Here is a 21689-nt window from a genome sequence, read left to right on the forward strand (position 1 = left end):
CACGATCGCGCATGGCCCGCATGACGTCACAGCCGCTCCTGTCGATGAGCGCCATCACCAAGAGTTTCGGCGGGGTGCCCGCGCTGAGCTCGGCTTCGCTCGACATCCAGCCCGCCGAGGTCATGGCCTTCGTCGGCCAGAACGGCGCCGGCAAGTCGACCATGATCAAGATCCTCAACGGCGCCTACAGCCGCGACGGCGGATCGATCACCTTCGACGGCAGGCCCTGGACCGCCGGCTCGCCCCAGCAGGCCCAGCGCGGCGGCGTCTCCACCATCTTCCAGGAGCTCAACCTCATCGCCTACCGCTCGGTGGCCGAGAACATCTATCTCGGCCGCGAGCCGCGCCGCTTCGGCCCGCTGCTCGACTGGAAGGCGATGCACGAGGGGGCGCGGGTGCTGCTCCGGCGTTTCGAGGTCGACATCGACGTCGGCCGCCCGCTCGGCGACTTCTCCACCGCCATCCAGCAGATGGTGGCGATCGCCCGCGCGGTCTCGTTCAAGGCCAGGCTGGTGATCATGGACGAGCCGACCTCCTCGCTCGACGAGACGGAGGTGGCGGTGCTGCTGCGCACGGTGCGCCAGCTCAAGGCCGACGGCGTCGCGGTGATCTTCGTCACCCACAAGCTCGACGAGCTCTACCAGATCTGCGACCGCGTCACGGTCATGCGCGACGGGCGCACCGTCGGCGTGTGGCCGATGGCCGAGCTCGGCAAGCTGCAGCTGGTCGCCGCCATGCTCGGCCGCGACCTCGCCGACGTGAAGGCCAGCGGCGCCACGGCCTTCGACGGAGCGGCGCACGCCATCGGCGGCGAGCTCCTGTCGGTCGGGAACGTCGCCGTCGGGCGGCGGGTCGAGAATGCCAGCTTCGACATCCGCAAGGGCGAGATCATCGGCCTCGCCGGCCTGCTCGGATCGGGGCGGACCGAGACGGCGCAGGCGGTGTTCGCGGCAGAGCCGAGGACACGGGGGACCGTGCGCTTCGACGGTCGCGACACGGCGTTCCGCAGCCCGCGCGAGGCCATCGCCGCCGGGATGGGCTATTGCGCCGAGGATCGCAAGGTGCAGGGCATCATCCCGCAAATGTCGGTGGCCGAGAACCTGACCCTGGCCCTCATGCCGGCGCTCACCCGGTCCGGGGTGATCGACGAGGGCCGGCGGCGCCAGATCGTCGAGCGATTCATCCGCGAGATCGGCATCAAATGCTCGAGCCCGGACCAGAAGATCCGCGAGCTCTCGGGCGGCAACCAGCAGAAGGTGCTGCTGGCGCGCTGGCTGTGCATGAACCCCAAGCTCCTCATCCTCGACGAGCCGACGCGCGGCATCGACGTCGGCGCCAAGGCCGAGATCCAGAGCCTGATCCGCCGCCTGGCGCTGGATGGGCTCGGCGTGCTGATGATCTCCTCGGAGCTGGAGGAGATCGTCGAAGGCGCCGACCGGGTCTTCGTGCTGCGCGACGGGCGCACCGTGGCCGAGCTCGACAGGCCGGCGATCAGCGAAGGCGCCGTCATGGACGCCATGGCCCATGGCGCGAGCGCGCCAGCCCCTCAGGAAACGGCCCGGCATGGCTGACAGCACCGTCCTCAAGCGCTCCGGCCTCTCCGCCGACAGCAGCGCCCTCCTGAAGCGCTACGGCGTCATCGTCGCGCTCGTTCTGCTGATCCTGTTCAATTTCGCGGTCACGCCGAACTTCGCGACCATGCGCACGCTGTCGATCAACCTCAGCCAGGTCTGCGTCATCGTCATCGTCGGCGTCGGCATGACGCTGGTCATCGCCACCGGCGGCATCGATCTCTCCGTCGGCTCGCTGATGGCGATCGCCGGGGCGCTTTCGCCGATGTTCTTCACCGGCAAGCTCTTCCCCCTGCCCAATCTCTATGTCGGAATCGCCCTCGGCATCGTGGTGCCGATCCTCGCCGCCGGGCTGTTCGGCCTGTTCAACGGCTGGCTGATCACCCGGTTCTCGATCCAGCCGATCATCGCCACGCTGGTCCTGTTCATCGCCGGGCGCGGCATCGCCCAGGTCTCGACCAACGGCGATCTGCAGGTGTTCGACGTGCCCGAGTTCCGGGCGATCGCGCTCGGACAGGTGCTGCGCCTGCCCTTCCAGGTCTGGATCATGCTCGCCATGGTGCTGGTCGCCGCCTTCATCCTGCGGCGGACCGTGTTCGGCCGGCAGGTGCTGGCGGTCGGCGGCAACGAGGCGGCGGCCCGGCTGGCGGGCGTCCCGGTGTCCCGCGTCAAGCTGCTGGTCTACATGGCCTCGGGCCTGTGCAGCGGCGTCGCCGGCCTGATCTTCATCGCCCTCAACAGCGCCGCGGATGCGAATCTCATCGGCCTGGGCTGTGAGCTCGACGCCATCGCGGCGGTCGCGGTCGGCGGCACGCTCCTGAGCGGGGGCCGCGCCAGCATCGTCGGCACGCTCCTGGGCGCCCTGATCATCCAGCTCGTGCGCTATACGCTCCTCGCCAACGGCGTGCCGGATGCGGCCGCCATGGTGGTCAAGGCCGGCCTGATCGTGCTGGCCGTCTGGCTGCAGCGCCAGGAGCAGCAGTGATGCGCGGCTTTCGCATCCAGCCGAGCCATGGCGTCATCCTGGTCCTTCTCCTGCTGACGCTGTTCGGCGCCTGGCGCTATGACGGTTTCCTCAGCGCCTACAACGTGCAGACGGTGCTGCGCTACAATTCCATGTTCGCGCTGGTGGCGCTCGGCATGGCCTTCGTCATCATGACCGGCGGCATCGACCTGTCCGTCGGCTCCGTGGCGGCGCTCTCGAGCGTGGTCGCGGCCTATCTCAGCCCCTACGGCCTGGTGGCCGGCGTCGCCGGCGGGCTCGCGGCCGGCGCGGTCGCGGGCGTGATCAACGCGCTGGTCATCACCCGGCTGAAGATCCTGCCGTTCATCGCCACCCTCGCCACCATGCTGGCCGCCTCGGGCACGGCGCTGCTGCTCGCCAACAACCAGTCGGTCTCGGCCTCCTACGACACCGCGTTCATCCAGCTCGGCCAGGGCGAGCTCCTGAGCTTCGTGCGCCCGGACTGGGTGGACGCGGAGGATGCCGGCTTCTGGGCCCAGGCGCTCGGCTTCGTCCTCGGCTTCCCCACCCCGGCCTGGATCGCCCTCCTCGCCTATGTCGCCGGCGGCATCGCGCTCAACCAGACCGCCTTCGGCCGGCACGTCCTGGCAGTGGGCGGGGGCGCGGATGCCTCCCGCCTGATGGGCCTCCCGGTCGACCGCACCGTGTTCGCTGTCTACGTCATCTCCGGCCTGACCGCCGGCATGGCCGGCATCATCCTGGCGGCGCAGTTCGGCGCCGGCCAGCCGATCGAGGGCGTTGGCTGGGAACTGCTCGCCATCGCCTCCGTCGTCGTCGGCGGCACGCTGCTCACCGGCGGCAAGGGCTCGGTCGGCGGCACGCTCGCCGGCGCGCTGCTGCTCGGCCTGATCTTCAACATCCTCAATTTCGAGAACGGCATGGGCTGGATCTCGCTCTCGGCCTATTGGCAGTCGGTGGTCCGCGGCGTGTTCCTGCTGGTCGTGGTGATCCTGCAGTCGAAGATCTCGGGAGTCCGGCGGCCGCAAGGCGCGTGAGGTGCCTCCTGCAATGCAGCGGCCAAGTTGCACGATGGAGCCGAGCTTGACCATGCTTCATCGCGAAGCCTATCCCCATCGAGCATGCACGCCGTTCAATGGGAGCGATCCGGGGCAATGACCATCACCGTCGAGGCGGATGAAGCCAAGGCCCGTCTCTCCGGCCTTCTTGCCAAAGTCGAAGCTGGCGAAGAGGTGATCATTGCCCGCGGGGAGGAGCCGGTCGCTCGGCTCACGCGCATCCGTCGCCAAAGCGACGTTCGCGCCGCGATCGAGGAGATTCGGGCCGCCCGCGCCAAGGCCAAGCCCGTCACCATCGACGAAATCCTTGCCTGGCGCCAGGAGGGGCACCGGCACTGATGACCTTCGTCGTCGATGCGTCCATGGCCGCCGCCTGGATGCTGCCGGACGAGCACAGCCCTGCAACCGACGCCATCCTCCAGAAATTGCTCGGAACCGTGGCTGAGGTGCCGTCGCTGTTCTGGCATGAGGCACGCAACGTCCTGCTCATGGCCGAACGCCGCGGCCGCATAGGGTCAGGAGAAGCGATTCAGTTCATGGATCGTCTGCGCCGGCTGCCGCTGGAGGATGCCGGCGCAGGCTCGATGACATCGTGCTTAGGCTCGCGACAACGCACGGTCTCAGTGTCTACGACGCGGCCTATCTCGCCCTTGCCGTCGAAGCTGCACTGCCGCTGGCCACCCTCGATCGCAAGCTGGCGACGGCAGCTCGCGGCATGAGCGTAGTCCTGCTCGGACCTTTGTCGGGGACATGACCGCCTTTGGAGGCAATTCCGAAACAGGACTATGATTTCCGGCATCGGGTATTACAAAGGGTGGACAGACCCGGTTCGCGAACCCGCTCATGAACAAGCCGCTCGGCCCGATCCGCAGGGCCTCCGCCTGCCCGCACGACTGCCCCTCCACCTGCGCCCTGGAGGTGGAGGTCTTTGACGGCAAGGCCATCGGCCGGGTCTATGGCGCCGCCGACAACAGCTACACCGCCGGCGTCATCTGCGCCAAGGTGGCCCGCTATGCCGAGCGCGTCCACCACGCCGACCGGCTGATGCATCCGCTGCTGCGCACCGGCCCGAAGGGCTCGGGCGACTTCAAGCGGATCTCCTGGGACGAGGCGCTCGACCGCATCGCCGAGGCCTTCCTGGACGCCGAGCGCCGGCACGGGGCCGAGGCGGTCTGGCCCTATTATTATGCCGGGACGATGGGCCTGGTGATGCGCGACGGCATCAATCGCCTGCGCAACGCCAAGGGCTATTCGGGCCAGTTCTCCACCATCTGCACCAACCTGTCCTGGGCCGGCTACATGGTCGGGCACGGGCGCATGACCGGGGCCGACCCGCGCGAGATGGCCAAGTCCGACTGCATCGTGCTGTGGGGCACCAATGCGGTCGTCACCCAGGTCAACGTCATGACCCACGCCACGCGCGCCCGCAAGGAGCGCGGGGCGAAGATCGTCGCCGTCGATGTCTACGACAACGCCACGATGAAGCAGGCCGACATCAAGCTGATCGTGCGGCCGGGCACTGACGGGGCGCTGGCCTGCGGCGTGATGCACATCCTGTTCCGCGACGGGCTCGCCGACCGGAAATATCTAGAGAAATACGCGGATTGCCCGGAAGAGTTCGAGGAGCATCTGAGCACCCGTACGCCGGAATGGGCCTCATCCATCTGCGGCGTGCCGGTCGCGGAGATCGAAGCCTTCGCCAGGCTCCTGGGCGAGCGGCCGAAGACCTTCTTCCGGCTCGGCTATGGCTTCGCCCGCTCGCGCAACGGTTCAGCCGCCATGCATGCGGTGAGCGCGATCCCCGTGGTGCTCGGCGCCTGGCAGCACGAAGGCGGTGGGGCGCTGCACTCCAATTCCGGCATGTTCGGCTGGAGGAAATCGCTGATCGAAGGGCTGGACGTGCGCGATCCCAAGGTGCGCCAGCTCGACCAGTCGCGCATCGGCGCCATCCTCACCGGCGATCCGAAGGCGCTGTGGAGCGGCCCGCCGGTCACGGCCATGCTGATCCAGAACACCAACCCGGTCTCGGTCGCGCCCGACCAGGACAAGGTCAAGCGTGGCTTTGCCCGCGAGGATCTGTTCGTCGCCGTGCACGAGCAGGTGATGACCGACACCGCCAAGGTGGCCGATATCGTCCTGCCCGCGACCATGTTCGTCGAGCACGACGACGTCTACCAGGCCGGCGGGCAGCAGCACATCCTGCTCGGCCCCAAGCTGATCGAGCCGCCCGGCGAATGCCGCGACAATCACGAGGTGATCAGTGCCCTGGCCAGGCGCGTCGGCGCGCAGCATCCCGGCTTCGACATGACGCCGCGCGAGCTGATCGACGCCACCCTGCGCGCCTCCAACCGCGGCACGCTGGAGGAGCTGGAGCGCCAGCGCTGGATCGACTGCCAGCAGCCCTTCGAGAAGGCGCATTTCCTCGACGGCTTCGGCTGGCCCGACGGCAAGTTCCGCTTCAAGGCCGACTGGCGCCGGGTGCCCTATGCCGCGCCGGCCAAGTTCGGCCCGATCGACACGATGCCGGCCTTCCCCGACCATTGGGCGGCGATCGAGGCGGCGGACGAAGCCCATCCCTTCCGCCTCGCCACCAGCCCGGCGCGCAACTATCTCAACTCCTCCTTCACGGAGACGCCGACCGCGATCACCAAGGAGGAGCGCCCGACCGTGCTGATCCATCCCGAGGATGCCGCGGCCAACGGCATCGCCGAGGGCGACAAGGTGGAGCTTTCCAACCCGCGCGGCGCGGTGCGCCTGCATGCGCGCCTGTTCGGGGGCCTCAGGCGCGGCGTGCTCGTGGCCGAATCGATCTGGCCCAACTCGGCCTATGAGGACGGGCGCGGCATCAACACGCTGACCGGAGCCGATGCGCCCGCCCCGGTCGGCGGCGCGGCCTTCCACGACAACAAGGTCGCGCTGTCGCGGATCGCATAGCGGCCGGCCCGCTGCGGGCCACCAAGGGAGGAGACGAGACGATGTCCGGCCATCCCCACAAGACGTCCCATGACGCGGTCCCGCACGACTACAACGGCGAATGGGCGGAGGCCGACTTCATCGCTCCGGGCGCGAGCCCGGTAGCGCCCGCTCCGGGGGCACGCCCGGTAGCGCCCTCTCCGTCGGGGGCGGGGTCCGAGGCGGCGGCGAAGGTGACGGTGTCGATCCGCCTCGGGCGCGACGTCCTCGATCATTTCCGTGCCGCCGGCCCGGGTTGGGAAGCTCGCATCGAGGCAGCGCTGTACCGGGCGGCGGCGGCCGAGCGCGAGGCCGCGGCAAGCGAGCCCGATGCCACGCCACGCCACGACTTCGTCAGCGACGGCCACGAGGGCTGAGCCCGACTATCCCAGCAGCAGGTCTTCGCCGGTGATCGCCACCCGCCCGGCGACGATCGGCGCCTCGCCGCGCGCGACGCGCGCCAGCGCCGCGGGGTAGAGCCGGTGCTCGGCGGCGAGCACGCGGGCGCCGAGGACATCCGCGGTGTCGCCGGCCAGCACCGGCACCGCGGCCTGGGCGATGATCGGGCCCTCGTCCATGCCCGGCGTGACGTAGTGGACCGTGCAGCCATGCAGGCGCACGCCCGCCGCCAGGGCGCGCTCATGGGTGTGCAGGCCCTTGAAGGCGGGCAGCAGCGCCGGATGAATGTTGATCATCCGCCCGGCCCAGCGCTCGACGAAGGAGGGCGTCATCAGGCGCATGAAGCCGGCGAGCGCGACGATATCGGCGACGTGCACCTCGAGCCGCGCCTCGAGCGCGGCCTCGAACTCTTCGCGCGAGGAGAAGGCCTTGTGGTCGACCGCCTCCGCATGGAGGCCCGCCGCCCTGGCGAGCTCCAGGCCCTTGGCATCGGGCCGGTTGGAGAGCACCGCCACGATCTCGGCGGGATAGCCGGGTGCCTTCGCCGCCTCGATCAGGGCCGCCATGTTCGAGCCGCGGCCCGAGATCAGCACGGCGACGCGGGTCTTGCGCGTCACAGCCGGAGTTCGCCGGAATAGGTAACGCGCGTCTCGCCCTCCTCCACCACCGTGCCGAGGCGAAAGGCCGGCTGGCCGGCCGCGGCCAGGGCCTGCGCCACCCGCTCCGCGTCGGCCGCGGCCGTGACGACGATCATGCCGACGCCGCAGTTGAAGGTGCGCAGCATCTCCGGCGTGGCGACGCCGCCGGTCCGCGCCAGCCAGCCGAAGACCGGCGGCGGCGCGATGGCGGCAAGGTCGATCGCCGCGCCGAGCCCGTCCGGCAGCACCCGCGGAATGTTGTCGGGAAAGCCGCCGCCGGTGATGTGGGCGAGCGCCTTGACGGCGCCGCCGGTGGCCTTGAGCGCCGCCAGCACCGGCTTCACATAGATGCGGGTCGGCGTCAGCAGTGCCCGCCCGAGGCTCTCGCCGGGCTGGAACGGCGCCGGCGCATCCCAGGGGAGGCCCGACAGCGCCACGATCCTGCGCACCAGCGAGAAGCCGTTGGAGTGCACGCCGGACGAGGCGAGGCCGAGGATCGCGTCGCCGGCGCCGACGTCGCGGCGCGGCAGCACGGCATTCCGCTCGACCGCGCCGACGGCGAAGCCGGCGAGGTCGTAGTCGCCCTCGGCATACATGCCCGGCATCTCTGCGGTCTCGCCGCCGATCAGGGCGCAGCCGGCTTCCCGGCAGCCGGCGGCAATGCCCCGGACCACCTCGACCCCCTGCCCCGGCGCGAGCTTGCCGGTGGCGAAATAGTCGAGGAAGAACAGCGGCTCGGCCCCCTGCACCACGAGGTCGTTGACCGACATGGCGACGAGGTCGATGCCGACCGTGTCGTGGATGCCGGTCTCGATCGCCACCTTCAGCTTGGTGCCGACGCCGTCATTGGCCGCCACCAGCACCGGATCGGTGTAGCCGCAGGCCCTCAGGTCGAACAGGCCGCCGAAGCCGCCGATCTCGGCATCGGCGCCGACGCGCCGCGTGGCGCGCACCAGCGGCTTGATGGCCTCGACCATGGCGTTGCCGGCATCGATGTCGACCCCGGCATCGGCATAGGTCAGGGCATTCGCGGATGGGTTCTTGGTCATGACCCGGCTTTGCCCTGCTTCCGCTCGGCGATCAACCCCAGATAATGCTGAACCACCGTCGCGCCGGCGATGGCGGTGATGTCGGCATGGTCGTAGGCCGGCGCGACCTCGACGAGATCGCAGCCGACGATGTCGAGGAAGCCGAGACGACGCAGCACCATCAGCATCTGCCGCGAGGATGGGCCGCCGGCAACCGGCGTGCCCGTCCCCGGCGCAAAGGCCGGATCGAGGCAGTCGATGTCGAAGGTGAGATAGGCCTTGGCATCGCCGACCCGCCGGCGGATCCGCTCCACCACCGCGGCGACGCCCAAGGTCTCCAGGTCTTCGCCGTCGACGATCTCGATGCCGCAATCGTCCGGCGCATGGGTGCGGATGCCGATCTGGATCGAGCGCTCCGGCCGGACGGCGCCGTGGCGGACGGCGCGCGCCACGAAGGAGCCGTGGTCGATGCGGCCGTCATCGTCGTGCCAGGTGTCCTGGTGGGCGTCGAAATGCACCAGGGCCATCGGCCCGTGCCGGGCGGCATGAGTCTTGAGCAGCGGCCAGGTGACGTAGTGATCGCCGCCGATCGAGACCAGCATCGGCCCCTGGTCGAGGATGTCGCCCGCCTGCGCCTCGATGCAGGCGGGAATCTCGCCATGCCGGGCATAGTCGAAGGAGCAGTCTCCGTAGTCGACCACGGCCAGACGCTCGAAGGGATCGGCCCGGAAGGGATATTGCGGGTCGCCGTCGAAGATCGCCGAGGCGCGGCGCACCGCCTGCGGCCCGAACCGCGCGCCCGGCCGGTTGGAGACGGCGGCATCGAAGGGGATGCCCCAGACCGCGACGTCGATGCCCGAGAGGTCGCGCGAGAAGCGCCGGCGCATGAAGGACAGGACGCCGCCATAGGTCGGCTCCGAGACACCGCCAAGGATCTGCTTGCCGAAGACGGCGTTGTCGGTCGGGCGCGGGCGTTTCGGATCGGGCGCGGGGCCGGCCATGACGTGCTCCGGGGAACGAAAAAGGGGGATTGCGGGCGGACCATGGCCGCGGACAGCGATCAAGACAAGAGAGGAAGAGCGGCCCCGTGTGTTGCACCCACGGCTCAAGGCCGGGAGCACATCGATTTACGCAGGGCAGGACCGACAAATTTTCCTGCGCTTCCAGTGGCAAAACCGTGAGGATTGGCCTATGAGAAGCGCGCGGCATTCTGGCCGACGTGTCGGCCGAGCGCCGCGAGGACCGCACGCCTGGAGCGTGCATAGCCACCCACTACCGAAGGCATCACTTGAGCATCTACAAGGACAGGAGTTTCGTCGAACGGCGGAGCACCGCCGAGGACGCGAAGAAGGCCCAATTGGACAAGTTCCGGGCCAAGCTGACGCAGGAAGACCCCGCGGCAGCGGAGCGGCGAGCGGCCCGCCAGGCCGTCGTCGCTGCGCGCGAAGCGCGTCAGGCGGAGCGCGACGCCGCTCGCCGGATACGCGAAGCGGAGGAGGCCGCCGAGCGGGCGGCGCGGGAGGAAGCCGAGCGTATCGAGGCGGCCGCCCGCGAAGCAGCCCGGCAGGCCGAGGAAGCCGCGCGCGAAAAGGCGCGCCCGAAGCAGATCTTCCGCGACTTCGTCGCGTATGCGGAGCGCCGCGCAACCGCCAACCGGCGCTGAGCTGCTGCTGCAAAGGCCTCCCCGTCCGGCATGGAGGGGGAGGTCCAGGCTTCGGCTCGGCCCGCCTGGCGGCAAAGGGAACAGCGCGAGGATATTGGTCGGGGCTCAGGTCTGAACCGTCCCGCCCAAAAGAAAAGGCTGCCGTTCGGCAGCCTTTTGTTTTTGCGTGCTGCGCTCGAGAGATCAGCGCTTGGAGAACTGGAAGGACCGGCGGGCCTTGGCGCGGCCGTACTTCTTGCGCTCGACCACGCGGCTGTCGCGGGTGAGGAAGCCTTCCTTCTTCAGAGCGGTGCGCAGCTCCGGCTCGTAATAGGTCAGAGCCTTGGAGACGCCGTGGCGCACGGCACCGGCCTGGCCGGAGAGGCCGCCGCCGGCGACGGTGACGACGATGTCGTACTGGCCGACGCGGTTGGCGACGGTCAGGGGCTGCTGGATCAGCATCTGCAGCACCGGGCGGGCGAAATACACCTCGACCGAGCGCTCGTTGACCGTGACCTTGCCGGAGCCGGGCTTGATCCAGACGCGGGCGATGGCGTTCTTGCGCTTGCCGGTGGCATAGGCACGGCCCTGGGCGTCCAGCTTCTGGACATGCTGGGGCGCGGCCTCGGCCGTCTCGACGACGCTCCCGAGGGACTGCAGCGAGTTAAGCGTTTCGGCCATCGGTTCAGACCTTCAGGTTCTTGGCGTTCATCGCGCCGACGTCGAGCGCCACGGGCTGCTGCGCCTCGTGCGGATGCTCGGTGCCCTTGTAGACGCGCAGGTTCAGGAGCTGCTTGCGGCCGAGCGGGCCACGCGGGATCATGCGCTCCACCGCCTTCTCCACGATGCGCTCGGGGAAGCGCCCTTCGAGGATGAACTTGGCGCTGCGCTCCTTGATGCCGCCGGGATGCCCGGTGTGATAGTGGTACACCTTCTGGTCGCGCTTGCGGCCGGTGAACACCACCTTGTCGGCGTTGATGACGATGACGTTGTCGCCGCAGTCGAGATGGGGCGTGTAGGTCGGCTTGTGCTTGCCGCGCAGACGCATGGCGATGATCGTCGCGAGGCGGCCCACAACGAGGCCTTTCGCGTCGATCAGATACCATTTCTTCTCGATGTCGGCGGTCTTGAGCGTGAAGGTGGACATGAGTCGCCTGAGATTCGCTGTCGATCCGACGGGTTGAACTGACACGGCGGCCACGAGAGAGCTCGCAGCCGCCGAGTTGGCGCGCTTCTACACGAGGCGCCGGCGCCCGTCAATGATGACATTTCCGCTATCGTCGATAATTACGAAGCAAAATCAACGTATTACGATATAGGTATCTCAATACCATACAAGAATCAGCTGAAATGGCTGACGATTTCCCCGAGCGCTGGCCGCGGACGATCCGGGACGACCTCGGTCGGCGTGCCGACATGGACGAATCCGGCGACCCGCTCGTGCGGCTCGATCCCGAGCCGGGCCAGCACCTCGGCGTCATAGGCGAACCAGCCGGTCAGCCAGCTCGCGCCGAAGCCGAGCGCCGTGGCGGCGACGACCAGGTTCGCGCAGACGGCGCCGGCAGAGAGCTCCTGCTCCCAGACCGGGATCTTCACATGCGGAGCAGCGGTGGAGACCACGCCGATGATCAGCGGGGCGGCAAAGCGGGTCGCCTCCTTCTTCAGCGCCGCCGTGTCGGCATCCGGATTCCCGGCGTGGAAGGCCTCCTCGATGATGCGCCCCGCCTTGGCCTTGGCTTCGCCGGCATAGACGATGAAGCGCCAGGGATGCAGCTTGCCGTGATCCGGCACGCGCGCGGCGATGGTGAGCAGCGTCTCGAGCTGGGCGGCGTCCGGCCCCGGCTCGGCGAGGAAGGCAGGCGGCACGGAGCGGCGGATCTTCAGGAGGTCGATGGCGTCGGGCATGGGAGGGTCCAGGAGGGAATCGTCCTGACATAAGCATATGCGTCATGGACGCAAGCCGGACCGGCGGACGGCCGACATTTCGGCCCGGACCGAAGCGTTCGGGCACGACCGCCCGGCTGGGCGATGGCAGAGTGCCGCCGAACCCGAGAGATCCGCATGCCGACAGTCCCGTCCCGCCCCGCCGTCGAGCTCGCCCTGCTGGCGCTGCTGGCGACGCTCTGGGGTGCCTCCTACAGCTTCATCAAGCTCGGGGTTGCGACCATCCCGCCGATCACGCTGATCGCCGCCCGCACGCTGATCGCGGGCCTGGTGCTGCTGGCAGCGCTCCGGCTGCGCGGCCTCACCATGCCGCGGGACCGGGCGAGCTGGCGGCGTTTCGCCATGCAGGCCTGCCTCAACAGCGCGGTTCCCTTCACGCTGATCGCCTGGGCGGAAAGGACGGTCGACGCGAGCCTGGCCAGCATCCTCAATGCGACGACGCCGATCTTCGCCTTCCTCCTCACCATCGCCGTCACCCGTCACGAGGCGGTCACCGCCCGCAAGCTCTTCGGAATCGGGGCGGGGCTGCTCGGCATCGTGCTCGTCGTCGGCGTCGACGCCCTGCGAGGGGCGGGCCAGGCGCTGGTGCCGCAGCTCGCCATCGTCGCGGCCACCGCCTGCTACGGCGCGGCCGCGGTGTTCGGGCGCCGTTTCGCCGGGCTCGATCCCATGGTGCCGGCCGCAGGATCGCTCGTCTGCGGCGCGGCCATGCTGGCGCCGGCCAGCCTGGCCTTCGAGCGCCCCTGGCTGCTCGCCCCCTCGGCCACGTCCGTTCTGGCCCTGCTGGCGCTGGCGCTGCTCTCGACCGCCCTCGCCTTCGTCATCTATTTCCGCCTGTTCCAGACCCTCGGCCCGGTCGGCGCCACGGCGCAGGCCTATCTGCGCGTGCCGGTGGGCGTGGCCATCGGCGTGCTCGTCCTCGGCGAGCAGCCCAGCGGCACGGCGCTGATCGGCCTCGTCTGCGTCATCGCCGGCGTGCTGGCCATGACCTGGCCCGCCGGCAAGGCCGGCAACGCCGGTCCGCCCGGCCTGCACACGCGGCGGGCTTGAAATCGCCCGGATTCCGTGGATCGTGCGCCGCATGATGCTCGCTCGTCGCGCCTTCCCTCCCCTCGCCGGCCTCCTCGCCGCTGCGCTCGCCGCCGCGTCGCCGGCCCCGGCGCAGACCAGCCGGCCACCGCAGCCCCTGCCGCAGGCCGCGCCGCAGCTGCCGCGCACGGTCCAGCCGCTGTCGGTCAGCGCCTTCTTCGTCGAGAAGGGCGAGCAGATCCGTTCCGGCGTGAAATGGCACGTCTTCCGGGCCCGCAACGACGAGAACGGCGATCTGCCGATCGTCGGCGAATCCGACGACGCGGCCCCGACCTTCTCCCTCGAGCCGGGCATCTATGTCGTGCACGCCGCCTACGGGCTGGCGGCGGCGACGCGCCGCGTCGAGATCGGCAACACGCCGGCTATTGAAAGGCTCGTCCTGAACTGCGGGGCGCTGAAGGTGGAGGCGACGATCGGCGACAAGCCGGTGCCGGCGGCCAAGCTCACCTCGCGCATCTCGGCCATGCTGCCGACGGGCGAGCGGCGCCTGATCGCCGAGGACGTCCCGGCCGACGACCTGGTGCGGCTGCCGGAGGGGCGCTACTTCGTCGAGAGCAATTACGGCGATTCCAATGCCAGCGTCTCCGCCGAGATCTCGATCAAGGCGGGCCAGCTCACCGACGCGACCTTCCACCACAATGCGGCGACGCTGACGCTGAAGCTGGTCAACCAGCCGGGCGGCGAGGCGCTGGCCGACACCGCCTGGTCGGTGCTGACCCCCGGCGGCGACGTCATCCGCGAATCGATCGGCGCCTTCCCCTCGATGATCCTGGCCGAAGGCAACTACACCGTGGTCGCCCGGCACGACGGGCGGGTCTATACGCGCGAGTTCGACGTGAAATCCGGCCTCGACCAGGACGTCGAGGTGATGGCGAAGTAGCATCGGCGGGCTCAGGGCACCGGCGATGTGACCAGCCCCTCGCGCAGGCCGAGATAGAGCAGCTCGATATCCGAGCCGACGCCGAGCTTCTGCTTGAGCAGATAGTGATAGTTGGCCACGGTCTTGGGGCTCAGGTTCAGGGTGGACGCGATCTCGGCGCAGGTCTTGGCGCGGAGGATCAGGCGCAGGACCTCGAACTCCCGCGGCGACAGGCTCTCGAGGGCCGACGCCCCGGCGCCGACATGCGACAGGGCCAGCTCCTGGCTGATGTCGGGGGATAGCGCCCGCCGCCCCGCGAAGACCTCGGTGATGGCGCGCACGAGCAGCATCGGCTTGCTGCTCTTGGTGATGTAGCCCATGGCCCCCGCCTGAAAGGCATGGACCGCGAAGACTGCGCTCTGGTGCATGGTGAAGACGACGATCCTGGCCTGAGGGTCCCACAGGCGGATCTGGCCGATGATGTCGATGCCGCCGCGTCCGGGCATCGAGATATCGAGGACGAGCACGTCCGGCTGCACCTCCTTGTAGCGCTGATAGGCCGTCCGGCCGTCGCCGGCCTCCGCGACGACCTCCATGTCGGACTGCTTGTCGAGGAGGCGGCGATATCCTTCGAGGACGATGGCGTGATCGTCGACCAGCATGATCCGGATCGGCCGTGCCATCACGCCGCCGCCTTCGCCGGGACGGTCGCCGGCATGGTGATCGACAGGCGCGTGCCCTCGAACCCGGCCCGGCCCAGCGCCATCCGGCCGCCGAAGAGGGCAATGCGCTCGCGCATGCCCCTGAGGCCCGCACCTTCTCGCGGCATCCGCTCCCAGTCGCATCCCTTGCCGTCGTCCTCGATCATCAGCTGCACCGCACCTGCGCCGGCCTGCGCGGCGTCGCCGAGGGGGAGACGTTCCAGCACCAGCTTGACGTGGCGCGCCTCGGCATGGCGGGCGGCGTTGGTCAGCCCCTCCTGGGCGATGCGGAAGATGCTCACCGCGGCCGCATCCGGCAGCTCGTGGAAGCTTCCGGTTGCCGCGAACGAGAAGCGCGTGGTGCGCCCCAGGCGGCTGTTCCAGCCGGCAACCAGGCCGCGCAGGCTCTCCACCAGGCCGACCTCGTCGATGACGGCCGGGCGCAGCCGCGCCATCGTGCTGCGCAGGGCGCCCATCATCCTGATGGCGATGTCGGAGAGCGTCTGGGCTTCCGGGATCAGCTCGGGGCAGCTCCCTTCGGCCGTCGCCTCGACCGATGCGGCGATGGCGTTGATCGCGGCCAGGCTCTGGCCGAATTCATCATGGAGCTCGCGCGCCAGATGGCGCCTCTCCTCCTCCTGGGCGATGGCGAGACGGCGCGACAGCTCCTCGCGCTCGGCCAGGCTCGTCGCAAGCCGGGCCGCCATGGCGTTGATCACCGTGCTGATCTGCTGCAGCTCGATCAGCCGGACAGGCGGCAGGCGGCACGACAGGTCGCCGCCGGCGATCCGCTCGATGCCCGCCAGCATCCGGCGCGCCGGACGCATGGCATGATCGATGGCGAGATAGGCGATCAGCGCGAGCAGCACGACACTGCCGACGACGATCCAGACGATGCGGCCGACCTCGTGCCAGATCCGGGCGGCGCCTGCGGCCGGATCTAGCGAGACCGCCACCGCACCGACCGTGTTGCCGCGTGCGTCGAGACCACGCCGGATCGACGGTCCGGGCGAGAGCAGGGCCCGATAGAGCTGCGAGAACCATGGCGGCGCCGTCACACGGCCGCCGGCCCCTCGACAGCTCGCATAGATCGAACCGCCGCTGGGATCGGAGACCTCAACGCAGAAGCCCTCGTCCAGGACCTCCTCGGACAGGAACTGCCAGTCCGGGAACCGATCGCGCTGCCCCGAGGCGGCATCCGCCCGGAACGCCTGCAGGCTGAGATAGGTGCCGAAGGACTGGCTCTTGCTCTCCAGGGAGCGCACGAGCTCCAGGCGCGTGTCCGACACGACGAGGACGGTGGTGACGGCCGCGCAGAACAGCGCGCCCAGCGCGATGCGGATCATGACGGAGAGCTTGAGGTCGAGGGGGCGGATCGCGGTCATCGGCGCTCTCGGGCGATCATCCGGGGTTTCGGTGCGAAACCGGGCCCGGAGAGGTTAATCGCTTCGTTTCCTTCGGTGAAGAAGCCGGGCCGATGCTCGTGAAATTTGCCCGAAGCTCGTCGTGACGGCCGCCGAAGCCGACCGCGCCGCCGCCGCTATTGTCTCTCGTGCCGAGATCGCTCGGCGCAACCCGCGGAGGAACGACATGGCTCTTGGATGGTCGAAGAAGGGCTCTCGGGCACGGAGCCTCCTTGCGGGTGTCGGCGCGCTCTGCGCCGCGCTGCTCGCGTCCGGCGCCGGCGATGCCGGAAGCCGGCCGCCGATCAAGCTCGCGGTCTTCGATTTCGAGCTCGACGACTTCACCGCCGGTGGCCCGATCGCCGGCGAGAGTCCGGCCGAGACGGCGCGGCTGCAGCTCGTCACCCGCCAGGCTCGTCGGCAGCTCACCGAATCCGGCCTGTTCCAGCTCGTCGACGTGAGCAACGCGCAGGACAAGAACGTCAGGGATCACTGGCTGCGCAAATGCAACGGCTGCGACGCCGACATCGCCCTGAAGCTCGGGGCGGACATGTCCTTCGTCGGCATGTTCCGGAAGGTCAGCGTCATGGAGCAATATTTGGAGTTTCGCATCCGCGACGCCCGCACCGGGCAGCTCTTGAAGATCGCGCAGACGGATCTGCGCGGCGAGACCGACGAATCCTGGAGCCGCGCCCTGGCCTGGCTGATCAAGGCGCGGCTGATCGAACCAGAGAAAGCGCGCGAGAAGGCCGGGACCGCTCCGTGACCGAGGGGACGGATGACGACGGACGATGCGCGGTTCAGGCTGCGGCCTCGGCGAAGGCCAGCCGCACCTCGCGCCCCTGCCCCGTCGGCACGGTGCGATAGAAGCACGAGCGCCGGCCGGTATGGCAGCAGCCGCCGTCACCGCCGACCTCTACCCGGATCAGCAGCGCATCCTGGTCGCAGTCGACCCGCATCTCGACGACACGCTGCACCTGGCCCGACGTGTCGCCCTTGCGCCAGAGCGTCCGGCGCGAGCGCGACCAGTACCAGGCCTCGCCGGTGTCCAACGTCCGCGCCAGCGACTCCGCGTTCATGTGCGCGACCATCAGCACGGCGCCGGAACCGGCATCGACGGCCACGGTCGTGATCAGGCCGTCCCGGTCGAAGCGCGGCGAGAACACACCGCCCTCCTCCAGGGCCGCCTTGTCGCCGGGGGCGGGAAAGATCGCAGCGTCCTCGCTCATGGCAGGCGCTACCGCACGGCCGCGCCGCGCACCAGCGTCAGGAAGCGCATCTGCTCGGTGGGGTCGTCCTTGAACACGCCGGTATAGCCCGTGGTGATGGTGGAGACGCCCTGCTTCTGGATGCCGCGCATGGCCATGCACATGTGCTCGGCCTCCATCATCAGCGCCAGCCCGCGGGGCTTGAGATGATCGTCGATGGCGTTGACGATCTCGGCGGTGAGGTTCTCCTGCGTCTGCAGGCGGCGCGAATAGATATCGACCACGCGGGCGAGCTTGGAAAGGCCCACCACGCCCTCACGCGGGTAATAGGCGATATGCGCCTTGCCGAGGATCGGCACGATATGGTGCTCGCAGTGCGAGAAGAACGGAATGTCGCGCACCAGCACGATGTCGCCATAGCCGCCGACTTCCTCGAACACCGTGTCGAGCTCGTCGGCCACGTCCTGCTCATAGCCGCGGAACAGCTCGCGCCAGGCCTTGGTCACGCGCTTGGGCGTGTCACGCAGGCCCTCGCGGTCGGGATTGTCGCCCGCCCACAGGATCAGCGTGCGCACGGCCTCCTCCGCCTCCTTGCGCGAGGGGCGGTGCAGTCGCGTCTCCGCACCGGCTTCACGCTCGGGGTGGGGCTTGGACGAGGGCGCCATGGCGTCCATGACTGGCTCCTGACGGCCGGCCGGATGGCTCCGGCCTGCTCTCCTTGATGAATCGATCCCGGGACCGGCCGGGATCGACGACGCCGCGCTTCGCGGCAGCCACTCGCACTGGGCGGCGGCAGGGCTTATATAGTTGGGACCAAAGGTCTTGCAAACAAGCACCCCGCCATGCTCGACGACGTCTATAACAAGCATATTCTTGGGCTGGCCGCCGATATACCGCGGATCGGACGTTTGGCCGCACCCGATGCGACGGCCACCGCCCATTCCAGGCTGTGCGGCTCGACGGTGACCGTCGACCTCGCCATGGAGAACGGCGTCGTCACCGATTTCGCGCACGTGGTGAAGGCCTGCGCCCTCGGCCAGGCCTCGTCCTCGATCATGGCACGCCACGTCATCGGCGCGACCGGCGACGAGCTGCGCACGGCGCGCGAGACGATGCGCCGCATGCTGAAGGAAAACGGCCCGCCGCCCGGCGGCCGGTTCGCGGAGGCGATGGTGCTGGAGCCGGTGCGCGACTACAAGGCGCGCCACGCCTCCACCATGCTGACCTTCGACGCCGTGGTCGAAGCCGTCGACAAGATCGAAGCCAAGAGACCGGAAGCCAGACGGGAAGCCGCCGAATGAACCGCACCGAACCAACGCTGGCGGACGTGACGCCGGCGGACGAAGCACCGGCAACGCCGCCGATGCACATGCCGGCCGCAGCGCAGATCTCGCCGCTGGCGGCGCCGGAGCCATCGCAGGCGGTCGCGCCCCAGCCTGCTCCGCCCCAGCCCGCGGCGCCGCAGCCGGCCACCGCCCTGCCGACCGCAGCGCCGGCTCCGGTCGCACCAGTCGCCGTCGCCCCGGTCGCCGTCGCCCCGAAGCCGGCGATGCTGCGGCTCGTGCTCCAGCGCGGCATCCGCTCCGGCCTGATCGGCGGCAAGAAGTTCGAGCTGACCATGCGGGTCGACAGCAGCCGCGACCTGCGCAACCTGTTCAAGGGCCATCCCGACGAATTGCTGCTCGCCTACAAGTCGACCTTCGCCGACAAGAGCTATGCCCTGCGTCGCAGCGAGTTCCTGCGCGGCGCCAAGTTCACGCCCGCCTCGCTCAACGAGATGATCGAGCTGGAGGAGCGGCTGCAGATGGGCTTCGATCAATTGCGCCGGATGATCGACATCGTCGAGGGCGGCGACGCCGAGGTCGTGATCGAGGCGTGAGAGAGCTCCCCCGCCAGGCCGCCCATGTCGCGATCAGGGCCTATCAGCTGACGCTCTCCTCCGTCATGGGGCGGCGCTGCCGCTATCTTCCCACCTGCTCGGAGTACACGGACGACGCCATCCGGGCGCACGGCCTGTGGGCCGGCGGCTGGATCGGCCTTGCGCGCATCTGCCGTTGCCATCCCTGGGGCGGCTCCGGCTTCGATCCGGCACCGGAGCGGTTGCCGGCCGATTCCGCCTGGTATAGACCGTGGCGCTACGGCCGCTGGCGGCCGATCGTCTGCGAGCCGGCTTCCACCGGCAATCCGCACCCTTGAATCGAACGCTTCGCTTACCTGCTTGGTCCGCAGGAGTGAGCCAGGAGTAGTCCCATGCCCGTTCTGACCTTTCCCGATGGCAATCAGCGCGCCTTCGACGCCGGCATCACCGGCAAGGCGGTGGCCGAATCGATCTCCAAGTCGCTCGCCAAGAAGGCGATCGCCATGAAGCTCGACGGCACCCTGACCGATCTTTCCGACGCGATCACCAAGGACGCGTCCATCGCCATCGTCACCCGCGAGAGCCCGGAAGCGCTGGAGCTGATCCGGCACGACGCCGCTCACGTCATGGCCGAGGCCGTTCAGACGCTGTGGCCGGGGACGCAGGTCACCATCGGCCCGGTGATCGAGAACGGCTTCTATTACGACTTCTTCCGCAACGAGCCGTTCACGCCGGACGATTTCGCCGCGATCGAAGCCAAGATGCGCGAGATCATCGCCCGCAACGCGCCCTTCACCAAATCGGTGTGGAGCCGGGAGAAGGCGCGCCAGGTGTTCCGCGACAAGGGCGAGGCCTTCAAGGTCGAGCTGGTCGACGCCATTCCGGACGGCCAGGACCTGAAGATCTACGACCAGGGCGGCTGGTTCGACCTCTGCCGCGGGCCGCACATGGTCTCGACCGGCCAGATCGGCCCGGCCTTCAAGCTGATGAAGGTTGCCGGCGCCTACTGGCGCGGCGATTCCAACAATCCGATGCTGACGCGCATCTATGCCACCGCCTGGCGCAGCCAGGAGGAGCTCGACCTCTATCTCCACCAGATCGAGGAGGCGGAAAAGCGCGACCATCGCCGCCTCGGCCGCGAGATGGACCTGTTCCACTTCCAGGAGGAAGGGCCGGGCGTCGTCTTCTGGCACGCCAAGGGCTGGACCCTGTTCCAGGAGCTGATCGCCTATATGCGCCGGCGGCTCAAGCTGCTCGGCTACCAGGAGGTGAACGCGCCGCAGCTCCTCGACAAGTCGCTGTGGGAGACCTCGGGCCATTGGGGCTGGTACCGGGAGAACATGTTCATGGCCAAGTCGGCCGGCGAGGAGACCGACGACGATCGGGTCTTCGCCATCAAGCCGATGAACTGCCCCGGCCATGTGCAAATCTTCAAGCATGGCTTGAGGTCTTACCGAGAACTGCCTCTGCGCCTTGCTGAATTCGGCGCAGTGCACCGCTATGAGCCCTCGGGCGCCCTGCACGGCCTGATGCGCGTGCGCGGCTTCACCCAGGACGATGCGCACATCTTCTGCACCGACGAGCAGATGGCGGCGGAATGCCTGGCCATCAACGACCTGATCCTGTCGACCTACCGGGATTTCGGCTTCGACAAGATCGTGGTCAAGCTCTCCACCCGTCCGGACAAGCGCGTCGGCAGCGATGAGCTGTGGGACCGGGCCGAAGCGGTGATGACGAAGGTGCTCGAGCAGATCGCCGCGGAGTCCGGCGGCCTGATCGAGACCAGCATCAATCCCGGCGAAGGCGCCTTCTACGGGCCGAAATTCGAATATGTGCTGCGCGACGCCATCGGCCGCGACTGGCAGTGCGGCACCACGCAGGTCGACTTCAACCTGCCCGAGCGGTTCGGCGCCTTCTACATCGCCGAGAGCGGCGCCAAGACCGTGCCCGTCATGATCCACCGGGCCATCTGCGGCTCGATGGAGCGCTTCGCCGGCATCCTGATCGAGCATTTTGCCGGACACTTCCCGCTCTGGCTGGCGCCGGTGCAGGCGATGATCTGCACCATCACGGGCGAGGCGGACGACTATGCCAGGACCGTGCACCAGGCCCTGCTGAAGGCGGGGCTGCGGGCGGAGATCGACCTTCGCAACGAGAAGATCGGCTACAAGGTGCGCGAGCACTCGCTGACCAAGGTCCCGGTGATCCTGGCGGTCGGCAAGCAGGAGGCGGCCGAGAAGACCGTGTCGATCCGCCGCCTCGGCACCCAGGGCCAGACGCCGAGCACGCTGCAGGAGGCGATCGCCAGCCTCGCGGCGGAAGCAACGCCCCCAGACCTGGCGCGAGCCCGGGCCTGA

25 protein-coding genes are annotated in these 21689 nt (G+C 69.0%); 15 read left to right on the top strand and 10 right to left on the bottom strand.

The genetic code is table 11. The features are described 5' to 3' along the window. Positions 1–20 precede the first annotated feature (20 nt). From QO011_RS10175 to QO011_RS10205, 7 genes are all read left to right on the top strand, one after another. Positions 21–1571 (top strand): sugar ABC transporter ATP-binding protein, encoded by a 1551-nt coding sequence (locus QO011_RS10175; protein WP_307271133.1) that lies wholly within the window; start codon positions 21–23, stop codon positions 1569–1571. After that, the gene (locus QO011_RS10180; protein ID WP_307271137.1) at positions 1564–2556 is read left to right on the top strand and encodes an ABC transporter permease; all 993 of its coding nucleotides are present in this window, start codon (positions 1564–1566) and stop codon (positions 2554–2556) included. The genes QO011_RS10175 and QO011_RS10180 overlap by 8 nt, the downstream gene beginning before the upstream one ends. Continuing rightward, positions 2556–3590: an ABC transporter permease gene (locus tag QO011_RS10185; protein WP_307271140.1), complete on the top strand. Its 1035-nt coding sequence runs from the start codon at positions 2556–2558 to the stop codon at positions 3588–3590. Before QO011_RS10180 ends, QO011_RS10185 begins: the two co-directional genes overlap by 1 nt. A gap of 117 nt (positions 3591–3707) precedes the next feature. Continuing rightward, the gene (locus QO011_RS10190; protein ID WP_307271142.1) at positions 3708–3950 is read left to right on the top strand and encodes a type II toxin-antitoxin system Phd/YefM family antitoxin; all 243 of its coding nucleotides are present in this window, start codon (positions 3708–3710) and stop codon (positions 3948–3950) included. Then, positions 3950–4330, top strand: a complete 381-nt coding sequence (locus QO011_RS10195) for a type II toxin-antitoxin system VapC family toxin (RefSeq protein ID WP_307271144.1) — start codon at positions 3950–3952, stop codon at positions 4328–4330. Before QO011_RS10190 ends, QO011_RS10195 begins: the two co-directional genes overlap by 1 nt. Positions 4331–4454: 124 nt before the next feature. Continuing rightward, positions 4455–6545 carry a molybdopterin-containing oxidoreductase family protein gene (locus QO011_RS10200; protein ID WP_307271146.1) on the top strand — a complete coding sequence of 697 codons (2091 nt, stop codon included), beginning with the start codon at positions 4455–4457 and terminating at the stop codon, positions 6543–6545. Positions 6546–6586: 41 nt separating this feature from the next. Then, positions 6587–6940, top strand: coding sequence for a BrnA antitoxin family protein (locus QO011_RS10205; protein WP_307271150.1), 354 nt, complete (start codon positions 6587–6589; stop codon positions 6938–6940). A 6-nt stretch (positions 6941–6946) separates the two neighbouring features. On the opposite strand, the gene purN is transcribed toward QO011_RS10205, so the two are convergent. From purN to speB, 3 genes are read right to left on the bottom strand one after another with little or no spacing between them, the layout of a single operon-like run. Continuing rightward, positions 6947–7579: a phosphoribosylglycinamide formyltransferase gene (purN, locus tag QO011_RS10210; RefSeq protein ID WP_307271153.1), complete on the bottom strand. Its 633-nt coding sequence runs from the start codon at positions 7577–7579 to the stop codon at positions 6947–6949. After that, positions 7576–8649 carry a phosphoribosylformylglycinamidine cyclo-ligase gene (gene purM / locus QO011_RS10215; protein WP_307271155.1) on the bottom strand — a complete coding sequence of 358 codons (1074 nt, stop codon included), beginning with the start codon at positions 8647–8649 and terminating at the stop codon, positions 7576–7578. Before purM ends, purN begins: the two co-directional genes overlap by 4 nt. Then, positions 8646–9629: an agmatinase gene (gene speB / locus QO011_RS10220; RefSeq protein WP_307271158.1), complete on the bottom strand. Its 984-nt coding sequence runs from the start codon at positions 9627–9629 to the stop codon at positions 8646–8648. The genes purM and speB overlap by 4 nt, the downstream gene beginning before the upstream one ends. Before the next feature lie 287 nt (positions 9630–9916). On the opposite strand from speB, the gene QO011_RS10225 reads away from it, so the two are divergent. Continuing rightward, on the top strand, positions 9917–10291 hold the full coding sequence (locus QO011_RS10225; protein ID WP_307271162.1) for a DUF6481 family protein: 375 nt from the start codon (positions 9917–9919) through the stop codon (positions 10289–10291). A 183-nt stretch (positions 10292–10474) separates the two neighbouring features. Here the strand turns inward: QO011_RS10225 and rpsI are convergent, their stop codons facing one another. The 3 genes from rpsI to QO011_RS10240 form a co-directional block, all read right to left on the bottom strand. Then, positions 10475–10951 (bottom strand): 30S ribosomal protein S9, encoded by a 477-nt coding sequence (gene rpsI / locus QO011_RS10230; RefSeq protein WP_307271164.1) that lies wholly within the window; start codon positions 10949–10951, stop codon positions 10475–10477. A gap of 4 nt (positions 10952–10955) precedes the next feature. After that, positions 10956–11417 (bottom strand): 50S ribosomal protein L13, encoded by a 462-nt coding sequence (rplM, locus tag QO011_RS10235; RefSeq protein WP_307271168.1) that lies wholly within the window; start codon positions 11415–11417, stop codon positions 10956–10958. Between the two features lie 194 nt (positions 11418–11611). After that, positions 11612–12175 (bottom strand): nitroreductase family protein, encoded by a 564-nt coding sequence (locus QO011_RS10240; RefSeq protein ID WP_307271171.1) that lies wholly within the window; start codon positions 12173–12175, stop codon positions 11612–11614. Positions 12176–12331: 156 nt separating this feature from the next. Here QO011_RS10240 and QO011_RS10245 point away from each other — a divergent pair, with 156 nt between their 5' ends. Continuing rightward, a complete protein-coding gene (locus QO011_RS10245) occupies positions 12332–13264 on the top strand; it encodes a DMT family transporter (protein WP_307271174.1) in 933 nt (310 codons plus the stop codon). Between the two features lie 31 nt (positions 13265–13295). Beyond that, complete coding sequence (locus QO011_RS10250; RefSeq protein WP_307271176.1) at positions 13296–14183, top strand: RgsD C-terminal domain-containing protein; 888 nt, start codon at positions 13296–13298, stop codon at positions 14181–14183. A gap of 11 nt (positions 14184–14194) precedes the next feature. Here the strand turns inward: QO011_RS10250 and QO011_RS10255 are convergent, their stop codons facing one another. Further along, positions 14195–14848, bottom strand: a complete 654-nt coding sequence (locus tag QO011_RS10255; RefSeq protein ID WP_370881939.1) for a response regulator — start codon at positions 14846–14848, stop codon at positions 14195–14197. Beyond that, complete coding sequence (locus QO011_RS10260) at positions 14845–16248, bottom strand: sensor histidine kinase (protein ID WP_307271181.1); 1404 nt, start codon at positions 16246–16248, stop codon at positions 14845–14847. The genes QO011_RS10255 and QO011_RS10260 overlap by 4 nt, the downstream gene beginning before the upstream one ends. A gap of 205 nt (positions 16249–16453) precedes the next feature. On the opposite strand from QO011_RS10260, the gene QO011_RS10265 reads away from it, so the two are divergent. After that, positions 16454–17032, top strand: a complete 579-nt coding sequence (locus QO011_RS10265) for a DUF3280 domain-containing protein (RefSeq protein ID WP_307271183.1) — start codon at positions 16454–16456, stop codon at positions 17030–17032. Between the two features lie 34 nt (positions 17033–17066). Here QO011_RS10265 and hisI read toward each other — a convergent pair whose 3' ends face one another. Both hisI and folE read right to left on the bottom strand, forming a co-directional pair. Continuing rightward, positions 17067–17495: a phosphoribosyl-AMP cyclohydrolase gene (gene hisI / locus QO011_RS10270; protein ID WP_307271186.1), complete on the bottom strand. Its 429-nt coding sequence runs from the start codon at positions 17493–17495 to the stop codon at positions 17067–17069. 8 nt (positions 17496–17503) lie between these two features. Beyond that, the gene (gene folE, locus QO011_RS10275; protein WP_370881940.1) at positions 17504–18148 is read right to left on the bottom strand and encodes a GTP cyclohydrolase I FolE; all 645 of its coding nucleotides are present in this window, start codon (positions 18146–18148) and stop codon (positions 17504–17506) included. A gap of 168 nt (positions 18149–18316) precedes the next feature. Here folE and QO011_RS10280 point away from each other — a divergent pair, with 168 nt between their 5' ends. The 4 genes from QO011_RS10280 to thrS are packed head-to-tail and all read left to right on the top strand — an operon-like array spanning position 18317 to position 21689. Next, on the top strand, positions 18317–18775 hold the full coding sequence (locus QO011_RS10280) for an iron-sulfur cluster assembly scaffold protein (RefSeq protein ID WP_307271189.1): 459 nt from the start codon (positions 18317–18319) through the stop codon (positions 18773–18775). Next, complete coding sequence (locus QO011_RS10285; protein ID WP_307271194.1) at positions 18772–19353, top strand: hypothetical protein; 582 nt, start codon at positions 18772–18774, stop codon at positions 19351–19353. Before QO011_RS10280 ends, QO011_RS10285 begins: the two co-directional genes overlap by 4 nt. Next, positions 19350–19670, top strand: coding sequence for a membrane protein insertion efficiency factor YidD (gene yidD / locus QO011_RS10290; protein ID WP_307271197.1), 321 nt, complete (start codon positions 19350–19352; stop codon positions 19668–19670). The genes QO011_RS10285 and yidD overlap by 4 nt, the downstream gene beginning before the upstream one ends. A 54-nt stretch (positions 19671–19724) precedes the next feature. Further along, positions 19725–21689: a threonine--tRNA ligase gene (gene thrS, locus QO011_RS10295; protein ID WP_307271199.1), complete on the top strand. Its 1965-nt coding sequence runs from the start codon at positions 19725–19727 to the stop codon at positions 21687–21689.

This window comes from Labrys wisconsinensis (assembly GCF_030814995.1).
Classification (GTDB): Bacteria; Pseudomonadota; Alphaproteobacteria; order Rhizobiales; family Labraceae; genus Labrys; species Labrys wisconsinensis.